This window comes from Pseudomonas sp. PAMC 25886 (assembly GCF_000242655.1).
Lineage (GTDB): Bacteria > Pseudomonadota > Gammaproteobacteria > Pseudomonadales > Pseudomonadaceae > Aquipseudomonas.
Window position 1 is genome coordinate 1 of sequence record NZ_AHHC01000055.1, and the last position, 20,088, is coordinate 20,088.

17 protein-coding genes and 2 riboswitches are annotated in these 20,088 nt (G+C 62.3%); of the genes, 10 read left to right on the forward strand and 7 right to left on the reverse strand.

The features are described from left to right. Both cobW and MUM_RS0119205 read right to left on the reverse strand, forming a co-directional pair. A partial coding sequence (gene cobW / locus MUM_RS0119200) for a cobalamin biosynthesis protein CobW (RefSeq protein ID WP_010172989.1) occupies nt 1-659 on the reverse strand: 659 nt, incomplete at its 3' end. A 93-nt stretch (nt 660-752) separates the two neighbouring features. Next, nucleotides 753-954, reverse strand: a riboswitch (cobalamin riboswitch). Further along, nucleotides 951-1,472, reverse strand: coding sequence for a winged helix-turn-helix transcriptional regulator (locus tag MUM_RS0119205; RefSeq protein ID WP_029616005.1), 522 nt, complete (start codon nt 1,470-1,472; stop codon nt 951-953). It overlaps the preceding riboswitch by 4 nt. A gap of 112 nt (nt 1,473-1,584) precedes the next feature. Here MUM_RS0119205 and fabF point away from each other — a divergent pair, with 112 nt between their 5' ends. The 5 genes from fabF (at nt 1,585) to cobM (ending at nt 5,321) form a co-directional block, all read left to right on the forward strand. Then, entirely contained in the window at nt 1,585-2,853 is a 1,269-nt protein-coding gene (gene fabF / locus MUM_RS0119210; protein ID WP_010172993.1) for a beta-ketoacyl-ACP synthase II, read from the forward strand. 36 nt (nt 2,854-2,889) lie between these two features. After that, nucleotides 2,890-3,105: riboswitch (cobalamin riboswitch) on the forward strand. Nucleotides 3,106-3,202: 97 nt separating this feature from the next. Beyond that, the gene (locus MUM_RS0119215) at nt 3,203-3,391 is read left to right on the forward strand and encodes a CbtB domain-containing protein (RefSeq protein ID WP_010172995.1); all 189 of its coding nucleotides are present in this window, start codon (nt 3,203-3,205) and stop codon (nt 3,389-3,391) included. Nucleotides 3,392-3,402: 11 nt separating this feature from the next. After that, nucleotides 3,403-4,101, forward strand: a complete 699-nt coding sequence (locus MUM_RS0119220; protein WP_010172997.1) for a CbtA family protein — start codon at nt 3,403-3,405, stop codon at nt 4,099-4,101. Next, nucleotides 4,098-4,490: a cobalamin biosynthesis protein gene (locus tag MUM_RS0119225; RefSeq protein WP_010172999.1), complete on the forward strand. Its 393-nt coding sequence runs from the start codon at nt 4,098-4,100 to the stop codon at nt 4,488-4,490. The genes MUM_RS0119220 and MUM_RS0119225 overlap by 4 nt, the downstream gene beginning before the upstream one ends. 84 nt (nt 4,491-4,574) lie before the next feature. Next, the gene (gene cobM, locus MUM_RS0119230) at nt 4,575-5,321 is read left to right on the forward strand and encodes a precorrin-4 C(11)-methyltransferase (RefSeq protein ID WP_010173001.1); all 747 of its coding nucleotides are present in this window, start codon (nt 4,575-4,577) and stop codon (nt 5,319-5,321) included. A 211-nt stretch (nt 5,322-5,532) separates the two neighbouring features. Here the strand turns inward: cobM and nfuA are convergent, their stop codons facing one another. Together nfuA and MUM_RS0119240 are read right to left on the reverse strand one after the other, a co-directional pair. Further along, nucleotides 5,533-6,117: a Fe-S biogenesis protein NfuA gene (gene nfuA / locus MUM_RS0119235; RefSeq protein WP_003210817.1), complete on the reverse strand. Its 585-nt coding sequence runs from the start codon at nt 6,115-6,117 to the stop codon at nt 5,533-5,535. A gap of 94 nt (nt 6,118-6,211) precedes the next feature. Further along, complete coding sequence (locus MUM_RS0119240; RefSeq protein WP_010173004.1) at nt 6,212-8,503, reverse strand: fatty acid cis/trans isomerase; 2,292 nt, start codon at nt 8,501-8,503, stop codon at nt 6,212-6,214. A gap of 164 nt (nt 8,504-8,667) precedes the next feature. Between MUM_RS0119240 and metH the strand changes: the two genes are divergently transcribed. Beyond that, nucleotides 8,668-12,378 (forward strand): methionine synthase, encoded by a 3,711-nt coding sequence (gene metH / locus MUM_RS0119245; protein WP_010173006.1) that lies wholly within the window; start codon nt 8,668-8,670, stop codon nt 12,376-12,378. A 47-nt stretch (nt 12,379-12,425) separates the two neighbouring features. Next, nucleotides 12,426-12,644: a DUF2970 domain-containing protein gene (locus MUM_RS0119250; protein WP_010173007.1), complete on the forward strand. Its 219-nt coding sequence runs from the start codon at nt 12,426-12,428 to the stop codon at nt 12,642-12,644. 6 nt (nt 12,645-12,650) lie between these two features. Here MUM_RS0119250 and MUM_RS0119255 read toward each other — a convergent pair whose 3' ends face one another. Beyond that, on the reverse strand, nt 12,651-13,730 hold the full coding sequence (locus MUM_RS0119255) for an ABC transporter substrate-binding protein (RefSeq protein ID WP_010173009.1): 1,080 nt from the start codon (nt 13,728-13,730) through the stop codon (nt 12,651-12,653). A gap of 451 nt (nt 13,731-14,181) precedes the next feature. Here MUM_RS0119255 and MUM_RS0119265 point away from each other — a divergent pair, with 451 nt between their 5' ends. Together MUM_RS0119265 and MUM_RS0119270 are read left to right on the forward strand one after the other, a co-directional pair. Then, a complete protein-coding gene (locus tag MUM_RS0119265; RefSeq protein ID WP_010173011.1) occupies nt 14,182-15,840 on the forward strand; it encodes a nitrite/sulfite reductase in 1,659 nt (552 codons plus the stop codon). Continuing rightward, entirely contained in the window at nt 15,824-16,318 is a 495-nt protein-coding gene (locus MUM_RS0119270; protein WP_010173013.1) for a DUF934 domain-containing protein, read from the forward strand. The genes MUM_RS0119265 and MUM_RS0119270 overlap by 17 nt, the downstream gene beginning before the upstream one ends. A 56-nt stretch (nt 16,319-16,374) precedes the next feature. Here MUM_RS0119270 and MUM_RS0119275 read toward each other — a convergent pair whose 3' ends face one another. After that, on the reverse strand, nt 16,375-16,875 hold the full coding sequence (locus tag MUM_RS0119275; protein ID WP_029616006.1) for a MarR family winged helix-turn-helix transcriptional regulator: 501 nt from the start codon (nt 16,873-16,875) through the stop codon (nt 16,375-16,377). Between the two features lie 52 nt (nt 16,876-16,927). On the opposite strand from MUM_RS0119275, the gene MUM_RS0119280 reads away from it, so the two are divergent. Then, nucleotides 16,928-18,433, forward strand: a complete 1,506-nt coding sequence (locus MUM_RS0119280) for an FAD-dependent oxidoreductase (protein WP_010173017.1) — start codon at nt 16,928-16,930, stop codon at nt 18,431-18,433. 8 nt (nt 18,434-18,441) lie between these two features. Here MUM_RS0119280 and MUM_RS0119285 read toward each other — a convergent pair whose 3' ends face one another. Then, on the reverse strand, nt 18,442-20,088 hold the full coding sequence (locus tag MUM_RS0119285) for a SulP family inorganic anion transporter (RefSeq protein ID WP_010173018.1): 1,647 nt from the start codon (nt 20,086-20,088) through the stop codon (nt 18,442-18,444).

Genomic DNA, 20,088 nt, shown 5'->3' on the forward strand with positions numbered 1-20,088 from the left:
CCGCTGCTGGCTTCGATGATTTTTACCGCGGGCGGCAGTTCTTCAGCCACTTCCAGGCGCACACGGGCCAGGTCTTCAGGGCTGATCAGGTCGCACTTGTTGAGGATCACCAGGTCGGCGCTGGCCAGTTGGTCGGCGAACAGCTCGTGCAGTGGGGATTCGTGGTCCAGGTTCGGGTCGAGTTTGCGCTGAGCGTCAACCTGGTCCGGGAAAGCGGCGAAAGTGCCAGCGGCCACGGCTGGGCTGTCGACCACGGTGATCACCGCGTCAACGGTGCAGGCACTGCGGATTTCCGGCCACTGGAAGGCCTGGACCAACGGTTTTGGCAGGGCCAGGCCTGAAGTTTCGATGAGGATATGGTCGAGGTCGCCGCGACGGGCCACCAGTTCGCGCATCACCGGGAAGAACTCTTCCTGGACGGTGCAGCACAGGCAGCCGTTGGCCAGCTCGTAGACGCGGCCGTTGGCTTCTTCTTCGGTGCAGCCGATGGAGCATTGCTTGAGGATTTCACCGTCAATGCCCAGCTCGCCGAACTCGTTGACGATCACTGCAATGCGGCGCCCCTGAGCGTTGTCCAGCATGTGGCGCAGCAAGGTGGTCTTGCCCGAGCCGAGGAAGCCGGTAACGATGGTGACGGGGAGTTTGGCCAGTGTTTTCATCGGATGCCCTTTGGGGCGGGCATACGGGACGAGTGGCCCTGCGCGGGTGCGCAGAAGCAGAATTCGCCACCGGATCACCCCGCCCGGTTGAAGTAGAAAATCGGTTGCGAGGCAGGTCTCCTGGCTTGGGGCTTGCCGACGGTGTGGCCGGCGCTGGCTGCGCCTTCCCGCCTTGTTCAGGCAGTGGCGTGGCAGTCAGATAAACCCTTTACAGTTGCGGGGGCAGCCGCGGCATCGACCGCGTTCCCTTCTTAGCTTCGGCCTGGGCCGAAGAACCTCGAACGTGCAAGGCTACGCAGTGCGCGGGGACGGGTCAATGTCCGAGCGCTTGGCGCGAAGCAGCGCCAGGCGCTCCAGCATGCCCTCGCTCGCTGCCGGCCCGGCTTGCACGCTACATTGCTCGACGGACACGCGCGCGCCGCTAACGGCTTCCACCACCGCCACTTCCACTGGGCGCCGGGTTTCCCGGTCGACCAACTGCAGGCTTTCACCTTCGGTGGCGAAGTGGCGGTTACCCCAGCCGATAAACGCCATGATCACCACCCGGAAGTCCTCGCCCACCGGCGTCGGCACGTACTCGAAACGCGGCGGCCGCTCGCTGTATTGCCGGCGCTCCAGCAGGCCGGCGTCCACCAGGCTGTTAAGCCGGCGCGTGAGCATGTTGGGGGCAATGTCCAGGCTCTGGGAGAACTCGTCAAAGCGCCGCAAGCCTTGCAGCGCATCGCGCATGATCAGGATGCTCCACCACTCGCCTACCCTTTCCACTCCACGGGCTACCGGGCATTCGGCATTTACCAGTGACTTACGTTGCATTGCAGTTCCTCTGTGGGGCGGCCCCGAAAATTTAAGCTGTTCGATGTTACTTTCATAATGATAGTTTCGTCGCAGCATTGCTACCAAACTGAAATGGCGGAGCTAAGCGATCATGAATAAGCGAATTGTTGTGACCGGCATGGGTGCAGTCACCCCGCTGGCAACCGGCGTGGAGCAGACCTGGAGACGCCTGTTGGCAGGTGAATCCGGGATCCGCAGGCTACCCGAGGCCTTGGTCGGTGACTTGGCAATCAGCATTGGCGGCCAGGTGCTGGGCCGGGATCAGGACCCGCACGCCGGGTTTGACCCCGACAGCGTGATCCCCGCCAAAGAGCAACGCAAGATGGATCGGTTCATCGTGTTCGCCCTCGCCGCTGCGCAGGAAGCCCTGGCGCAGGCGGGCTGGGCGCCGCAAACCGCATCGCAGCAAGAACGCACCGCGACGATTATTGCTTCCGGCGTCGGTGGGTTCCCGGCGATTGCCGAGGCGGTGCGCACCGCTGACAGCAAAGGGCCGCGCCGCCTGTCGCCGTTCACGATCCCGTCATTCCTTGGCAACATGGCCGCCGGGCATGTGTCGATCCAGCATCAGCTGAAAGGCCCGCTTGGCTCCCCCGTCACCGCGTGCGCCGCCGGCGTACAAGCCATTGGTGATGCCGCGCGCATGATCCGCGCCGGCGAAATCGACATCGCCGTGTGTGGCGGCGCCGAAGCCTGCATCCACCGCGTCAGCCTGGGCGGCTTTGCTGCGGCGCGGGCGCTGTCCAGCGATTACAACGACACGCCGGCGCTCGCTTCCCGCCCATTTGATCAAGGCCGCGACGGGTTTGTGATGGGCGAAGGTGCCGGGTTACTGGTGATCGAAGAACTGGAGCATGCGCTGGCCCGGGGCGCGACGCCGATTGCGGAGCTGGTGGGATACGGCACCAGTGCCGATGCCTATCACATGACTTCAGGGCCCGAAGACGGCTCCGGCGCACGTCGTGCAATGGAGGCGGCGATTGCCCAAGCGGGGATCACCCCGGCACAGATCCAGCATTTGAACGCCCATGCCACCTCCACACCTGTCGGCGACAACGGTGAGCTGGCGGCGATCAATACGCTGTTCGGCGCCGATTCGAGTATCGCTATCAGTGCCACAAAATCGGCGACCGGCCATCTGTTGGGCGCTGCGGGCGGGATTGAGGCGATTTTCACCGTGCTTGCCCTGCGTGACCAGATAGCCCCGGCCACCCTCAACCTGGACAACCCGGACCCGGCCGCCGCCGGTCTGAATCTGGTGCGTGGCCAGGCCCGGCCGCTGCCGATTGAATACGCGATTTCCAACGGGTTCGGGTTTGGTGGCGTGAATGCCAGTGTGCTGTTCAAGCGCTGGCAGTAAACCGGCGATTTGACGCCCATCGCCCGCCCATGCTCTCCTACACATCTTGTTTCGGGTGCCCTTCACAGGGTGAAACGGGAAACCGGTGAGTCATGTGCCCTTACTCAAGGGCGTGACGAGTCCGGTGCTGCCCCCGCAACGGTAAGCGAGTGAAACATCAAATCCACTGTGCCTGTACGGCATGGGAAGGTGATGTTTTTAAGGCCCAGGCCCCTCGCAAGCCCGGAGACCGGCCCGAAAAAATCAGATAACAAACCCGCGGTGGGCGGGCGCTGTTCGGAACCCTGCGTGCCTGGCTCGCGGGGTTTTCATGCGCTCGTGTCACCCTGAAACCCAGAAGGGACGCGCCATGTCGATCATCAGCAGCACCGCCTCTACCGCCAGTACCACTGCCACTTTGAGCCAACGCCTGAGCGCCGCCATCGGTGCGTCGATTCTTGGCGCGTGCCTGGTGTATTTCGCCGGTTTCTCGCACATCGAAGCGGTGCACAACGCCGCCCACGATACCCGCCACAGCGCCGCGTTCCCGTGCCACTGAGACCTGCCGACATGATCAAGCGTATTGCTCAAACCGCAGGTTTCACCGGGCTTCTGGCCGCCTTGTTGCTGACGTTGCTGCAAAGCTTTTGGGTTGCCCCGCTGATTTTGCAGGCGGAAACCTACGAAAACGCCCCGGCCGCTACCGAAGTGCATGAACACGCCGGCGCTGCCGCTCACACCCACGACGCCGAAGCCTGGGAGCCGGAAGACGGCTGGCAGCGCGTGCTGTCCACCACGGGCGGCAATTTGGTGGTCGCGGTAGGTTTTGCCCTGATGCTTGCCGGCCTGTACACCCTGCGCGCCCCGACCCGCACGGCTCAAGGCCTGCTTTGGGGCCTGGCCGGTTACGCCACGTTCGTGCTGGCGCCAACCCTCGGTTTGCCGCCTGAACTGCCGGGTACCGCTGCGGCAGACCTGGCACAACGGCAAATCTGGTGGATCGGCACTGCGGCCTCCACCGCGGCCGGTATCGCGCTGATCGTGTTCGGTCGCAACTGGCTGCTGAAAGTACTGGGCGTGGCGATCCTGGCGGTGCCCCATGTGATCGGCGCGCCACAGCCGGAAGTCCACTCGATGCTGGCGCCGCAAGCCCTGGAAGCTCAGTTCAAGATTGCCTCGCAACTGACCAACGTGGCCTTCTGGCTGGCGCTGGGCTTGATCAGTGCCTGGTTGTTCCGCCGTAACCGTGATGATCAGTACTCGGCATGATCCTGGCAGTTGGCCTGGGTTGCCAGCGGGGTTGTCCTGTCGACGCCCTGCTCGACCTGTTCAATGCCGCCCTTGCCGAGGGTGGCATTGAGCGCCAGCGAATTACCGCGCTGGCCAGTCTTGATCGCAAGCAGGATGAGCCGGGGCTGCTCGCACTGGCCCAGGCGCTGGAACTGCCTTTGACGTTTTTCAGTGCGGCGCAACTGGTGCCTTACGAAGATCGATTGAGCCATAAGTCAGAGACTGTTTTTGCCCATACCGGCTGCTACGGCATCGCCGAAAGTGCTGCCTTGGCGCTGGCTGAACAGCTGACCCGACGCCCCGCCACCTTATTGGTCACCCGCCAAAAAACCGCCCAGGCCACCTTTGCATTGGCTTGCGCCGGCTGAATTCCCGATAATCATCAGCTTCCATCATGAGCAATCTTCATCTGAAGCCCTGCTCGCGTGCTTTTTTTCCACAGGAACGTATCCATGACTGTCTTTTTCATCGGCGCAGGCCCAGGCGACCCGGAACTGATCACCGTCAAGGGCCAGCGGCTGATTCGCAGTTGCCCGGTGATCATCTATGCCGGTTCGCTGGTTCCGGCGGCGGTGCTTGAGGGCCATCAGGCGGAAGTGTTGGTCAACAGCGCTGAATTGCATCTGGAGCAGATCATCGAGCTGATCAAGACCGCCCACGGGAAAGGCCAGGATGTGGCGCGGGTGCATTCCGGGGATCCGAGTCTGTATGGGGCGATCGGCGAACAGATTCGCGTGTTGCGCGAGCTGGGGATTGCGTTCCAGATCATTCCCGGGGTGACGGCCGTGGCGGCCTGTGCGGCGTTGCTGGAGGCTGAGCTGACGCTGCCGGACATCGCTCAAAGCGTGATCCTGACGCGTTATGCCGACAAGACCGCAATGCCGGCGGGTGAAGCGTTCGGCAGCCTGGCGCAGCATGGCACGACGATGGCGATCCACCTGGGGGTAAATCACCTGGAGAAAATCGTGGCTGAGTTGTTGCCTCACTATGGCGCGGACTGCCCGATTGCCGTGGTGCATCGGGCGACCTGGCCGGATCAGGATTGGGCCGTCGGCACCCTGACCGATATTGCCGGGAAAGTCGCGGCCAAGGGCTTTCGGCGTACGGCGCTGATTCTGGTAGGCCGGGTGCTGGCCAGTGACAGCTTCAGCGAGTCCTCGCTGTATCGCGCCGGCCATGCCCACCTCTACCGCCCCTGAATGAACATAGAACCCAATGTGGGAGCGGGCTTGCTCGCGAATGCGTCGGGCCAGTCAATATAGGTGTCGACTGATCCACCGCGTTCGCGAGCAAGCCCGCTCCCACACTTGATCTTCTTCGTTAAGAAGATTGTGTAACCAACTAAATAACAAGCATAAAAAAACGGCGCTCACGGGGCGCCGTTTTTTATGTCCGCAGTGAACACCTTACTTAGTAGTAGGCGTTTTCTTTCTGCGTATGGTCAGTCACATCACGCACGCCCTTAAGCTCTGGAACGCGCTCCAGCAAGGTGCGCTCGATGCCTTCACGCAAGGTCACGTCTGCCTGGCCGCAGCCCTGGCAACCGCCACCAAACTTCAGCACGGCGATCCCGTCATCCACCACATCGATCAGGCTTACCTGACCGCCGTGGCTGGCCAGCCCCGGGTTGATCTCGGTTTGCAGGTAATAGTTGATGCGCTCGTTGATCGGGCTGTCCGCATTAACATTCGGCACCTTGGCGTTCGGCGCCTTGATGGTCAGTTGGCCACCCATGCGATCAGTGGCGTAATCCACCACGGCATCGTCAAGGAACGCTTCACTGAACGCATCGATATACGCCGTGAAGCTTTTCAGCCCCAGCGCCGTATCTTCAGGTTTTTCTTCACCCGGCTTGCAGTAGGCAATGCACGTCTCGGCGTACTGGGTGCCGGGCTGGGTGATAAAGACGCGGATGCCGATACCCGGGGTGTTCTGCTTCGACAGCAGGTCAGCCAGGTAATCGTGGGCGGCGTCGGTAATGGTTATGGCAGTCATGGAAACTCCTCACAGGCTTGCCGGCAGTTTACGCCAAATTATTACCGAGGTACAAAGTCCTAGTAATTTTGTCGGAAAAGACTTTCGCCCCCGATCAAAGGTTTTCATAACGGTTCATGTCCAGCACACCCTCTTCCACCGGCGTGGTTTCGCGGATGTACTGCGACAGGTCGTGGAAATACTGCCAGAACAACGGGTGACTGCGACGGATGCCCCAGCGGTCGACAATCTTCTCGAAACGATTGGCGTCCTTGGCGTTCTCCAAGGCGGCGACAAACTCCGGCACTTGCTCCGCGGGAATGTTGAACATGAAGTTCGGGTAGCTGCTCAGCACCCCGGGATAGACGGTCACCGTGTCCAGGCCCGGCTGGTAGCGATAAGCCTCACCGAGCATGAAGGCCACGTTGCTGTGGGCGCGGTTGCGCAACAGGCTGTAGACCTCGCGTTTGCCGCTGCGGGTTTCGATGCGCAGCATCGTGGCTTCCGGCAACTGGTCGATCACCTTGAGCCCCGCCGCCGGGCGGTTGGTCAGGCGGCTCAGGGCCTGCTCGGCGTCCTGCAACGCCGGGTCGATGCCAGGGCGCGAGCAATAGGCGCTGACGCAGCGGTTGATCGGGTCCGGGCTGGCGTTCAGGTCGCCGTAACGGGCCAGCAACTGGTTGGCAAAGTCACGCTTGGGGTCTTTTTCATCGAGCTTGAGCCCCGTGGGCTTGTCATCGTCGATGGCCTCATAGTCCAGCCACAGCTTGACCTTGCCGCTGTTCTGGTACCAATCGTCGAGGAAGTCATCGCGGGAATCGGCCGGCATCAACCGCAGGAAGTTCTGCTCGGCGCCATTGCGGATCAGGTCGAAATACAGACGCGTCTGGGCCTGATGGGAGACGTTGCCGAACACATCGAAATTCACCGCCAACTGGTAATAGGTGCGCTCCAGCAACGGATAGTCGAACAGCCACATCGTCTGCGGCACTTCGCCGATCAAGCCCTTGGTCACCGACGCACTGTCAAAGTGGCGGAAGATCGTCAGCAGCGCGTTGTCATTGCCGGCCCACAGGCTCGACCAGCTCGGCGGCGGCACGTCGGCATAGCTGTCCCGGCGCAACGCCTCGTACTCATTACGCTTGTCGCGGTATTTGATCCAGAGGCTGAGCACGCTGCCCACATCATCAATCTGCCCCGGCATCGCCAGCAACGGCGTGGCCTGGCCGCGGTAACGGGCATCGGTGATGTACAGGTCGTGGTCGGGGTCCTGGAACAGGGTCCAGAAGTTGTCACGGATCACGTCCGTGGCGATTTGGCCCCGGCACACCGGCCCGCGAATAAAGGTGCGCACGAAGTATTCGGCGTTATCCAGCATGAACTGGTAGCGCGCCTTGGCCGGAATCGCCTCGAAGGTCTCGAACGGGTTGGCCCGGCGGCCCGGCCCGTAACCCGGCAACGCGTGCACCTGCCAGTCATCGGTATAGAACAGCGACTTGATCCGGGCCATTTTCTCGGCGCTGAACGGATAGGTGATGTGGGTCTTGTGCACGATCACGCCCTGTACTGGCCACAGGCGGTAGTAAATCTGGGTGCCGGGGTCGTCGTTGGGACGGCGGGTGTTGATCAGGTCGATCGGCTGGCCACTGGGCGTACGAGAGCGTACCCACTGGAAGAAATGCCCCGGCTCGCCGCCTTCAAAGTAGATGTGGGCGAGAAACAGGTGCTCGAACAACCAGCGCGCTACCAGGCTTTCCCGGGCGCCGGGCTGGTTGAACAGGTTTTCCCACTGCTGTACTTGCAGGGCTTCCTGGGCACTCGGCGCCAGGCCTTGTTCGTCGATCGGCGCACCGGAGGCCAGCCAGCGCTGCAAGGTCTGGTACTGCTGGTCGGTCAGGCCGGTGACCGCCAGCGGCATGCCTTCTTTGGGGTGCGAACCGGCGTAGGCATTGAATTCGCCCGGCATCGGGCACGTGTTTTCGCGGTTCAGGCCCAGCACAATGTCATCCGGCAGCTTGGCGTTGGGCTGCAACGGCGCGTTATGCCCCAGCTCCAGCATCCGTGCCATCAGTGCGGCCTGGCTGCCCTGGGCATCCAGCACCGAGTAGAAGCCCTTCTGCTGCCAGGCGGCCTTGCCGAAGGCGTCATAGAACAGGCGCGTAGGTTGGCTGGCCTGGCTGCGCTCGCCGTCGTACACCGGCACTTTGGTGGCGCCGCGGGCCGCGCCTTCGGCACTGCCCAGGTTGAGCTGGCAGGCCGAGTCATAACAGGCGTGGCAGGCCACGCATTTCTCGGTGAAGATTGGCTGGATATCACGGGTATAAGAGATCGCCGGGGCGGGACCTTCTGCCTGTGCGGTGAGAGCGAACAGCGCAAACGCGGCGCTGGCGATAAGGCGAAGTGACATGTTCCCGGTCCCGATTCAATGCGTACAGTGAAAAACCCGGCGATTCTACCGATGTAACATCCTCGACAACATGAGCGATATTCATGCAAAACCGGTGCATGCTCTAAAAGCGCACAGGTTTGCTATGATCTTCGCCCTCCGTAATACCTGACCAGAGTAGTCCCATGCCCGATCGTAGCGCTCGTCTGCAAGCCCTCCACCAAGCCCTCAAGGAACGCATCCTGATCCTCGACGGCGGCATGGGCACGATGATCCAGAGCTATAAGCTGGAAGAGCAAGACTACCGTGGCAAACGCTTCGCTGACTGGCCGAGCGATGTCAAGGGCAATAACGACCTGCTGGTGATCACCCGTCCGGACGTGATCGGCGGCATCGAAAAAGCCTACCTGGATGCCGGCGCCGACATCCTGGAAACCAACACCTTCAACGCCACGCGCATTTCCATGGCCGACTATGGCATGGAGGAGCTGGCCTACGAGTTAAACGTAGAAGGCGCACGCCTGGCCCGCAAGATCGCCGACGCCAAGACCCTTGAAAACCCGGCCAAGCCGCGTTTCGTCGCCGGCGTGCTCGGCCCGACCAGCCGCACCTGCTCGCTGTCGCCCGACGTGAACAACCCCGGCTACCGCAACGTGACCTTCGATGAGCTGGTGGAAAACTACACCGAGGCCACCAAGGGCCTGATCGAGGGCGGCGCCGACCTGATCCTGATCGAGACCATCTTCGACACCCTCAACGCCAAGGCTGCGATCTTCGCCGTGCAGGGCGTGTTCGAGGCGCTGAACGTAGAACTGCCGATCATGATCTCCGGCACCATCACCGACGCCTCCGGCCGTACGTTGTCGGGCCAGACCACCGAAGCCTTCTGGAACTCGGTCAGCCACGCCAAGCCGCTGTCGGTGGGCCTGAACTGCGCCCTGGGCGCCAGCGAGTTGCGCCCGTACCTGGAAGAGTTGTCGAACAAGGCCAACACCCACGTTTCCGCGCACCCGAACGCCGGCCTGCCCAACGAATTCGGCGAGTACGACGAACTGCCGTCGCAAACTGCCAAGGTCATCGAAGAGTTCGCCCAGAGCGGCTTCCTCAACATCGTCGGCGGCTGCTGCGGTACCACGCCGGGCCACATCGAAGCCATCGCCAAGGCCGTGGCCGGTTACGCCCCGCGTCCGATCCCGGACATCCCCAAGGCGTGCCGCCTGTCGGGCCTGGAACCGTTCACGATTGATCGCAGCTCGTTGTTCGTCAACGTCGGCGAGCGCACCAATATCACCGGCTCCGCCCGCTTCGCCCGCCTGATCCGCGAAGACAACTACACCGAAGCCCTGGAAGTCGCCCTGCAGCAGGTGGAAGCCGGCGCCCAGGTGATCGACATCAACATGGACGAAGGCATGCTGGATTCGAAGAAGGCCATGGTGACCTTCCTCAACCTGATTGCCGGCGAACCGGACATCTCCCGCGTACCGATCATGATCGACTCCTCCAAGTGGGAAGTGATCGAAGCCGGCCTGAAATGCATCCAGGGCAAGGGCATCGTCAACTCCATCAGCATGAAGGAAGGCGTCGAGCAGTTCATTCACCACGCCAAGCTGTGCAAGCGCTACGGCGCTGCAGTGGTGGTGATGGCCTTCGACGAAGCCGGCCAGGCCGACACCGAGGCGCGCAAGAAAGAGATCTGCAAACGCTCCTACGACATCCTGGTGAACGAAGTCGGCTTCCCTCCGGAAGACATCATCTTCGACCCGAACATCTTCGCGGTGGCCACCGGTATCGAAGAGCACAACAACTACGCCGTCGACTTCATCAACGCCTGTGCCTACATCCGCGACGAGCTGCCGTATGCACTGACCTCGGGCGGCGTGTCCAACGTGTCGTTCTCGTTCCGGGGCAACAACCCGGTGCGCGAGGCGATCCACTCGGTGTTCCTGCTGTATGCGATCCGCAATGGCCTGAGCATGGGTATCGTCAACGCCGGCCAACTGGAAATCTACGACCAGATCCCGGTCGAGCTGCGCGACGCCGTGGAAGACGTGGTGCTCAACCGCACGCCGGAAGGCACCGACGCCCTCCTCGCCATCGCCGACAAGTACAAGGGCGACGGCAGCGTCAAGGAAGCCGAGACCGAAGAGTGGCGTGGCTGGGACGTCAACAAACGCCTGGAACACGCGCTGGTCAAGGGCATCACCACCCACATCGTCGAAGACACCGAAGAATCCCGGCAGTCGTTCGCGCGCCCGATCGAGGTGATCGAAGGCCCGCTGATGTCCGGCATGAACATCGTCGGCGACCTGTTCGGCGCCGGCAAAATGTTCCTGCCCCAGGTGGTGAAATCCGCCCGGGTGATGAAGCAGGCCGTGGCCCACTTGATCCCCTTCATCGAGCTGGAAAAAGGCGACAAGCCGGAAGCCAAGGGCAAGATCCTGATGGCCACCGTCAAGGGCGACGTGCACGACATCGGCAAGAACATCGTCGGCGTGGTGCTGGGTTGCAACGGCTACGACATTGTCGACCTGGGCGTAATGGTGCCGGCCGAGAAGATCCTGCAAGTGGCCAAGGAACAGAAGTGCGACATCATCGGCCTGTCCGGCCTGATCACGCCTTCCCTTGACGAGATGGTGCACGTCGCCCGCGAGATGCAGCGCCAGGATTTCCACCTGCCGCTGATGATCGGTGGCGCCACCACCTCCAAGGCCCACACGGCGGTGAAGATCGAACCGAAGTACAGCAATGACGCCGTGATCTACGTCACCGACGCGTCCCGCGCCGTGGGCGTGGCCACCCAGTTGTTGTCCAAGGAATTGAAGGCCGGTTTTGTCGAGAAAACCCGCCTGGAATACATCGACGTGCGCGAGCGCACCTCCAACCGCAGCGCCCGCACCGAGCGACTGAGCTACCCGGCGGCGATTGCCAAGAAGCCGCAGTTCGACTGGAGCACGTACACGCCGGTCAAGCCGACCTTTACCGGTTCCAAAGTGCTGGACAATATCGACCTTAACGTCCTGGCCGAGTACATCGACTGGACGCCGTTCTTCATTTCCTGGGACCTGGCCGGCAAATTCCCGCGCATCCTTGAAGACGAAGTGGTCGGTGAAGCCGCCACCGCGCTGTACGCCGATGCCCAGGAAATGCTCAAGAAGCTGATCGACGAAAAGCTCATCAGCGCCCGCGCCGTGTTCGGTTTCTGGCCGACCAACCAGGTGCAGGACGATGACCTGGAAGTCTACGACGACGATGGCCAGCCGATTGCCAAACTGCACCACCTGCGCCAGCAGATCATCAAGACCGACGGCAAGCCCAACTTCTCCCTGGCCGACTTCGTGGCGCCCAAGGACAGCGGCGTGACCGACTACATCGGCGGTTTCATCACCACCGCCGGCATCGGCGCCGAAGAAGTCGCCAAGGCCTACCAGGACGCTGGCGACGACTACAACTCGATCATGGTCAAGGCCCTGGCCGACCGCCTGGCCGAAGCCTGCGCCGAGTGGCTGCACCAGCAGGTGCGTAAAGAGCACTGGGGCTACGCCAAGGACGAGCAACTGGATAACGAAGCGCTGATCAAGGAACAGTACAGCGGCATCCGCCCTGCTCCAGGCTACCCGGCGTGCCCGGATCACACCGAGAAGGCCCAGTTGTTCCAACTGCTGGACCCTGAAGCCCGCGAAATGCAGGCCGGCCGCAGCGGCGTGTTCCTCACCGAGCACTACGCGATGTTCCCGGCAGCGGCGGTCAGCGGCTGGTACTTCGCCCACCCGCAGGCGCAGTACTTTGCCGTGGGCAAGATCGACAAGGATCAGGTGGCGAGCTACACCGCGCGCAAGGATCAGGACTTGAGTGTGACCGAGCGCTGGCTGGCGCCAAACCTGGGTTACGACAACTGATCGCGGGATTGACTATGCTGTCCATACACACCTTTACCGGGGGATGTATGGACGATCCAGCCAACCAAAAGCCACCGACGTTCTGGCAGATGCTTCACAGCGTCATGGCCGCCGCCTTCGGCGTGCAAAGCGGCAAAAACCGCGCCCGCGACTTTACCCACGGCAAGCCCAGTCACTTTGTGGTGCTGGGCGTTCTGTTCACTGCCGTCTTTGCCTTGACCCTGTTTGGTATCGTCAAGCTGGTGCTGCACCTGGCCGGGGTTTGAGCCCGGTCAGTGCATCAGCAATTGCAGGCTGAACGGGTAACGGTAGGTGGCTGGCTTGCCCTGGGCCGACAGCGCACGAAAATCCACACCGTAGTCCTCGCGCCCCTGCAACTGCAAAAGGCGCGTGGCGTGTGGTGGGTCAATCATTCGAAAGAGCCCGAGCCTGCGCTCACGCCCGCCGTACTGCGCCATGTCCAGCCCACGGGCATCGTCATGCAGCACCACCATCGCCCAACCGCCGAGGGTAAAGTGCCCGGCCACCAGCACACTCAGGCGTCCGTCAAGACGCGCCTGCAACGCTTCAGGCGAGCTGTTGACCGCGCTGAATAACACTTCCCTGCCCGGCGCTCGCCCGGCCTCCTTGAGTGCGTCCATCGCCCCCAACGCCATTTCGTCATTGGCCGACCACACCAACGCTGTCTGTGGGTAACGTTTGAAGAGCTGTGTGGCCTGGTCGAAGGCCCGCTGGCGGCTCCACTCGCCATACACCAACTGGCGCAGGCGCACCTGCGGGTTGTCGGCCAGGGCGCGCTGCAAACCCCGTTCACGCAGTTGAGCGGCAGGTGTGGTCTTGGCGCCGGAGAACGCAATCAGGTCGAGGGTCTGGCCAGGGGCGACAGGGCCATGCAGGCGCAACAGCTGCGTGAGCATCAGGTAGCCCGCCTCCTCGTCGTCGGCGACCATGCTGCCGATCCAGTTGGGGTACTTGCCCGCGCCGAGCAATTGGGTCTGATCGGCCGTCAGCGCGTTATTGACGATCAGCAGCTTGACCCCACTGCCCTCGGACAGGCGCAGGATCTGCGGGGCGATGTATTGCTCGTTGACCAGCACCAGGTAGTCCGGGCGCTGGCTGCCCTGCAACGCCTCGCGGGCTTGGGAAAGGGTGGTCTCGGGGTTGCGCTCGGAATAGCGCACACGCAAATCCAGGCCGAGGTCCCTGGCGGCGGCCTGCATGAATTGCGCGTAACTGACCCAGAAGGTCTCGGTCGAATTGCCAGGGTTGAGAAACACCACCGATGTCGCCTGGGCAATGGCCCAGAACGGCATGCTCAGCACCAGCAAGCACTTGCAGAGAACCTTCAACATCGTTGCCTGAGCCCCTCGGAATGACAGCCCATGATAATGGCATCGGGCCGGTCAATCTCGGTTAATTGCCGATTGTCGGACAATCCAGCTCGGGTAACCCCCCTTTATTGATGGCTGACCCAGAACACGGCAGTGGAAACCACCAGGATAATCAGGAACAAAATAGCCCAGGCATCGACACTGCTGTCACTTTTGCGGGCTTTGGTCGGATTGCTCATAGCATCGCCTCTTGTCGGTTTTATAGGTGATTGCACAAAGACACGAGCACAGTAAAGTTCATGATTGCCCGCATGACAAATGTGGGTATCGCGATAACGGTTCTCATTAGGCGTTTTGGTTATTTGCATATACTCAAACATCACTTTTGCGCATAAACGCAAACTGGTATCGTGCGCCGGCTCCGTTGGGAGTGCGCGGCCGTGCGCGCAGATTTGCCGAGAACAGGACCTATATGTACGTATACGACGAATACGATCAGCGCATCATCGAGGACCGCGTCAAGCAGTTCCGTGATCAGACCCGACGCTATCTGGCAGGTGAACTGAGCGAAGAAGAGTTCCGCCCTCTGCGCCTGCAAAATGGCCTTTATGTTCAGCGCTTTGCGCCGATGCTGCGGGTTGCCGTGCCTTATGGCCAACTGACCTCCCGTCAGACGCGCATGATGGCCAAGATTGCCCGCGACTTCGACAAAGGCTACGCCCACATCAGTACCCGCCAGAACGTCCAGTTCAACTGGCCGGCCCTGGAAGACGTGCCGGACATCCTGGCTGAATTGGCCACCGTGCAGATGCACGCCATTCAGACCAGCGGTAACTGCCTGCGCAACGTGACCACCGACCAATTCGCCGGCGTTGCCGCTGACGAACTGATCGACCCGCGCCCGTGGTGTGAAATCGTCCGTCAATGGACTACCTTCCACCCGGAATTCGCCTACCTGCCGCGCAAGTTCAAGATCGCCATCAATGGCTCGACCTCGGACCGCGCCGCCATCGAAGTGCACGACATCGGCCTGGAGCCGGTGCATAACGCCGCTGGCGAACTGGGCTTCCGTGTGCTCGTCGGCGGTGGCCTTGGCCGTACGCCGGTGGTCGGTGCCTTCATCAACGAATTCCTGCCGTGGCAGGACCTGTTGAGCTACCTCGACGCGATCCTGCGGGTGTACAACCGCTATGGCCGTCGTGACAACAAGTACAAGGCCCGGATCAAGATCCTGGTGAAAGCGCTGACCCCTGAGGTGTTCGCCCAGAAAGTCGACGCCGAGATGGAACACCTGCGCGGCGGCCAGACCACCCTGACCGACGCCGAAGTGCATCGCGTCGCCAAGCATTTCGTCGACCCGGACTACAAGGCGCTGAGCAATCAAGACGCCGAGTTGGCCGAACTCGACCAGCAGCACCCAGGTTTCGCCCGCTGGCGCACCCGCAACACCCTGGCCCACAAAAAGCCGGGCTATGTGGCCGTGACCCTGTCGCTGAAACCTACCGGCGTTGCACCGGGTGACATCACCGACAAACAACTGGACGGCGTCGCCGACCTGGCCGAGCGTTACAGCTTCGGCCAACTGCGCACCTCCCACGAGCAGAACATCATCCTCGCCGACGTTGAACAGTCTCAACTGTTCACCCTGTGGGGCGAGCTGCGCGAGCAGGGTTTTGCCACGCCGAACATCGGCCTGCTGACCGACATCATCTGCTGCCCGGGTGGCGACTTCTGCTCCCTGGCCAACGCCAAGTCGATCCCGATTGCCGAATCCATCCAGCGCCGTTTCGACGACCTGGACTACCTGTTCGACATCGGCGAGCTGGACCTGAACATCTCCGGTTGCATGAACGCCTGTGGTCACCACCACGTCGGCCACATCGGCATCCTGGGCGTGGACAAGAAAGGCGAAGAATTCTACCAAGTGTCCCTGGGTGGCAGCGCCAGCCGCGATGCGAGCCTGGGCAAGATCCTCGGCCCGTCCTTCGCCCAGGAAGCCATGCCTGACGTGATCGGCAAGCTGATCGACGTGTACGTTGAACAGCGCACCGAAGATGAGCGTTTCATCGACACCTACCAGCGCATCGGCATTGACCTGTTCAAGGAGCGCGTCTATGCAGCGAATCATTAAGAACAACGAAGTCGTCGACGAAACCTGGCACCTGCTGCCCAAGGATGCGAGTTTCGATGGCATCTCCAACTGCGACGACCTGATCGTGCCGCTGGCCCTGTGGCGCGAGCACGCTCACGCCCTGAAAGCCCGCGACGGCGGCCTGGGCGTGTGGCTGGATGCCGATGAAGAAGCCGAAGAGATCGGTGATGACGTGGAGCATTTCCAGGTGATCGCCCTGAACTTCCCTGCCTTCACCGACGGTCGCAACTACTCCAATGCCCGCCTGCTGCGTGACCGCTACGGTTACAAGGCCGAGCTGCGGGCAATTGGCGACGTGCTGCGCGACCAACTGTTCTACCTGCGCCGCTGCGGGTTCGATGCCTTCGCCTTGCGCGCCGACAAAGACCCGTACGAAGCACTGGAAAGCCTCAAGGATTTCTCGGTGACGTACCAGGCTGCAACGGATGAACCGCTGCCGTTGTTCCGCCGCCGGTAACCGCTGGAAGCCGTCTGAATACCCCTCATTGAGGGGTATTTTTTTGCCCGGGTTTTCTATTCGCGCTCCAGACTGAGCGTGACCAGCGCATCGTCGTTGAGGTCGGCGGCAAACTTGCCCATCAGCCGCACCAGGTCATCAATATCCTGCTGCTCCCAGTTGGCGAAGATAGCCATGCCCATGCGGGTCCGCGCCTCATCCACCCGATCCGTCATCGCCTTGCCCTCTGGGGTGATAACCGACTCGCGCACCCGGCGGTCCTTGGCGCTTTCCTGGCGGTCGACCAGGCCAAGGCTCTCCAGCTTCGCCACTTGGCGGCTGACCGTGGTGTAGTCGCGCCCCACGCGGTCGGCCAACTCCACAACGCCGATCGGCCCCAACCGCTCCACCAGCACCACCAGCGGAAACAGGGCCCGATCGAGGGCTATCCCGGCCTCGCGGACCATCACTTCGTCGCGCTGGGGGCGGTTCATCGCGCCGACAATTTCAATCAGCGCCCCGTGAAGCTCGCGAATCTGACGGCCAATAGGTGTATTTTGCACGCTTTCTGTTGACACGGATTTTTCCTTGCTCAAATATATGTGCATATTACATATAAAGGCGATCCAGATGAAACAGCAATGCGCAGTCGACGTTCTGATTTGTGGTGCGGGTGCAGCCGGTTTGACCCTGGCGATCGAGCTGGCGCGACGGGGGGTGTCCTTCCGGCTGATCGAGAAAGCGCCCTCGCCGTTCCATGGCTCACGGGGCAAGGGCATTCAACCCCGGACCCAGGAAATCTTCGAAGACCTCGGCATTCTCGACCGCATCATCGCAGCGGGCGACGTCTACCCGCCCGAGCGGCGATACAACGCAGACGGCAGCCACACAGACGCCAAGGTGGTCGAGCAGTCCGAGCCGACGCCAGCGGAGCCCTATCAGCAGCCCTTGATGCTGGCGCAGTTCCTGACCGAAGGGCTGATGCGCGATCGCCTGCTGGAACTGGGGCACCGCCCGGAGTTTGGCTGCGAGCTGGTGGGCTTCGAGCAGGACAGCCAGGGCGTGACCGCACATCTGGCCGGCCATGACGGCGAACACACCCTTCACGCGCGTTGGCTCGTTGGCGCAGACGGTGGCCGCAGTGTGGTACGGCGCACGCTGGATATCGGATTTCCCGGGCAAACCCTCGGCGTTCGCGCCATCGTGGCCGACGTTGCAATGACCGGCCTGTCGCGGGACTACTGGCACCGGTTCAGCAATGAGTGCATGACAACGCAGATCGCAATCTGCCCATTGGCGGGGACCGAGCTGTTTCAGATACAGGCGCCGATTCCACTGGACGCAGACGTTGACCTCAGTGCCGAAGGGCTCATGACCATGGTGGCGCAGCGCACAGGTCGGCAGGACATTCACATCCAGTCCGTCTCCTGGGCGTCGGCCTACACGATGAATGCGCGGCTCGCCGACCGCTATCGCGTCGGGCAGGTGTTTCTCATCGGGGACGCCGCGCACATTCACCCGCCAACCGGGGGCCAGGGCCTCAATACCAGCGTGCAGGATGCCTACAACCTGGGCTGGAAGCTGGCGGCGGTCATTGCCGGTGCGCCCGACGCATTGCTCGACACTTATGAGGAGGAGAGACGCCCGGTGGCTGCGTCGATGCTCGGCCTGTCGACCAAGCTGCTGGACGGGATGAAAAACGGCGACATGCGTCGTGGGCGCGAGGTGCACCAACTCGATATCGGGTATCCCCACTCCAGCCTCGCGCTGCAACCGGCAGAACGTAACGGCAAATTGCTCGCCGGCGACCGGGCACCCGATGCAAACGTGCGGAGCGCCGCCGGCCATTCGTCCCGGCTATTCAACCTGTTCCAGGGCACGCATTGGACGTTGCTGGGCTACGAGGTGAAGCGCGGGTCGTTGAAGCCTGGTCCTGGCCTGCATATCCATCGCTTCGGGCCAGGCGCCGACCTGGTGGATGATCAACGACAGTTCAATGACGCTTACAACCTCGACCGTGGCGAATGGGTGCTGGTGCGCCCGGATGGCTATGTCGGTGCGATCGTCACGGACGACGGCCTTGAGGCACTGCAGGGCTACCTCGCCCAAGTGGGGATCAGCGCCGAGGCGTTTTAGTTTCGAACTCAAGCAGTTGGCTGCAAGGCCAACTGCACCGCGCCATCCACACTCAACCCGCTGATCAGCACTTGGGGCGCGCACGCTTCAGGCAGCGTCTGCAACACTTCCTGCGCCTCATGCCGCACGCGGGCCAGCACCAGGCACTTGCCCTCGCCTTGCACCTGCACGAAAAACGCCTGCAGCGCCTCGATACTGGTGCCGTCCAGGTCCGGCGATTCTTCCAGGCTCAGCACCACGGTATGAACCGGCGACGACACCCGCCGCATCAGATGCAACACGGCGCCCAGCACGCGCTCGGCATTCGCGAAAAACAGCGCTTCGCTGGGCCTTACGATCAGCACGCCCGAAATCCGTTCGGCGCCGGGATGATGTTGCAGGTCGACAAAATCATGCCCGCCATCGATGCGCCCCAACTCACGGACATCCGCCGACGACATCTGGCGCAGCATCAACACCACGCTGATCCCCACCGCCACCAACAGGCCGTCCAGCACCCCAAGCACCAATACCGCGGCCACCGCGCAGATCACCAGCAATCGGTCGCGGCGCCAGGAGAAATAGCGGCCCAGGGGTTGCAGGCTCAAGCCACGGCCCAAGGCATAGATGACGATGGCCGCGAGTACCGGTTCCGGCGTCAATGCCACCAGCGGCAGCACTGTCAGCACGATGGCCAACACCACCAGCGCCGCCACCGCTCCCGCCAGCCGGGAGTTGGCGCCCGCCGCTTCATTGGCCGATGTCGCCGAATAACCGGCTCCGGTGGGCATGCCCTGAAACAACCCGGACAGCAGGTTGGCCGCCCCCAGCGCCAGCAAGTCGCGGTTGGAGGACACCCGGTCGCCATGCTTGAGGGCGAACGAGCTGATGGAGCCGTAGGACTCGGCGTAAAGAATCATCACCATGGCAAACGCCAGCTCGCCCAGGCGCAGCCAGTCGGCAAACGGCAACACCGGCAGGCTTGCCAGTTCCAGACGCAAGTCGATCACGCCAATCAACGCCACGCCATGGGCTTGCAAGTCCAGCCACTGGCCGGCGGCAATCCCGAGGACCACCACCAGCAACCCGCCCGGCAAGCGCCGGACACGCGCGCACAGCCACAGCAGCAGCAAGGCGACACCCGCCACGGCAGCCGCTGCCCAGTTCCAGTGAGGCAGTTGCTCCAGTAGCTGGGGCAGGAAGCGAATCAGGTTGTTGTCGGTCAGGTGTACACCGACCACGCTGGCCAATTGCTTGAGGATGATCGTCAGCGCCAGGCCGAAGGCAAAGCCACGCAGCACCGGCTTGGCGATAAACGAGGTCAGGCCGCCCAGCTTGAGTAGCCCGGCCAGCAGGAAAAAGGCTCCGGTCACCAGCACCAGGCCCATCGCCAGGCTTAGCCGCAGCGTCGGATCATCCCCGGCCAACGTCGCGGTCGCCGCCGCCAGAACAGCTGCCGAAGACGATGTAGCAGAGACAATCGCAAAACGGCTGGTGCCAAACAGGCCGTAGCACAGCAACCCGGCAAACAAGGCGATCACGCCCGCCTGGGGCGGCAACGCAGCGATGCTGGAATAGGCCACGGCCTCAGGCAGCAGCAGGCCGGCGATGGACAGGCCGGCCAGCAAGTCTTGTGCGCGGTTCGGCGCGGTGTTGCTCTCAGGCGTGGTGATCAA

Excerpts from the sequence above, each read along its gene's own strand:
- MUM_RS0119250 (WP_010173007.1), top strand. The coding sequence starts at position 12,426 with ATGGACGATCCAGCCAACCAAAAGCCACCGACGTTCTGGCAGATGCTT.
- cobM (WP_010173001.1), top strand. The coding sequence starts at position 4,575 with ATGACTGTCTTTTTCATCGGCGCAGGCCCAGGCGACCCGGAACTGATC.
- MUM_RS0119215 (WP_010172995.1), top strand. The coding sequence starts at position 3,203 with ATGTCGATCATCAGCAGCACCGCCTCTACCGCCAGTACCACTGCCACT.
- MUM_RS0119265 (WP_010173011.1), top strand. The coding sequence starts at position 14,182 with ATGTACGTATACGACGAATACGATCAGCGCATCATCGAGGACCGCGTC.
- MUM_RS0119270 (WP_010173013.1), top strand. The coding sequence starts at position 15,824 with ATGCAGCGAATCATTAAGAACAACGAAGTCGTCGACGAAACCTGGCAC.
- nfuA (WP_003210817.1), bottom strand. The coding sequence starts at position 6,117 with ATGACTGCCATAACCATTACCGACGCCGCCCACGATTACCTGGCTGAC.
- MUM_RS0119205 (WP_029616005.1), bottom strand. The coding sequence starts at position 1,472 with ATGCAACGTAAGTCACTGGTAAATGCCGAATGCCCGGTAGCCCGTGGA.
- MUM_RS0119225 (WP_010172999.1), top strand. The coding sequence starts at position 4,098 with ATGATCCTGGCAGTTGGCCTGGGTTGCCAGCGGGGTTGTCCTGTCGAC.
- MUM_RS0119280 (WP_010173017.1), top strand. The coding sequence starts at position 16,928 with ATGAAACAGCAATGCGCAGTCGACGTTCTGATTTGTGGTGCGGGTGCA.
- fabF (WP_010172993.1), top strand. The coding sequence starts at position 1,585 with ATGAATAAGCGAATTGTTGTGACCGGCATGGGTGCAGTCACCCCGCTG.
- MUM_RS0119220 (WP_010172997.1), top strand. The coding sequence starts at position 3,403 with ATGATCAAGCGTATTGCTCAAACCGCAGGTTTCACCGGGCTTCTGGCC.
- MUM_RS0119240 (WP_010173004.1), bottom strand. The coding sequence starts at position 8,503 with ATGTCACTTCGCCTTATCGCCAGCGCCGCGTTTGCGCTGTTCGCTCTC.
- metH (WP_010173006.1), top strand. The coding sequence starts at position 8,668 with ATGCCCGATCGTAGCGCTCGTCTGCAAGCCCTCCACCAAGCCCTCAAG.
- MUM_RS0119255 (WP_010173009.1), bottom strand. The coding sequence starts at position 13,730 with ATGTTGAAGGTTCTCTGCAAGTGCTTGCTGGTGCTGAGCATGCCGTTC.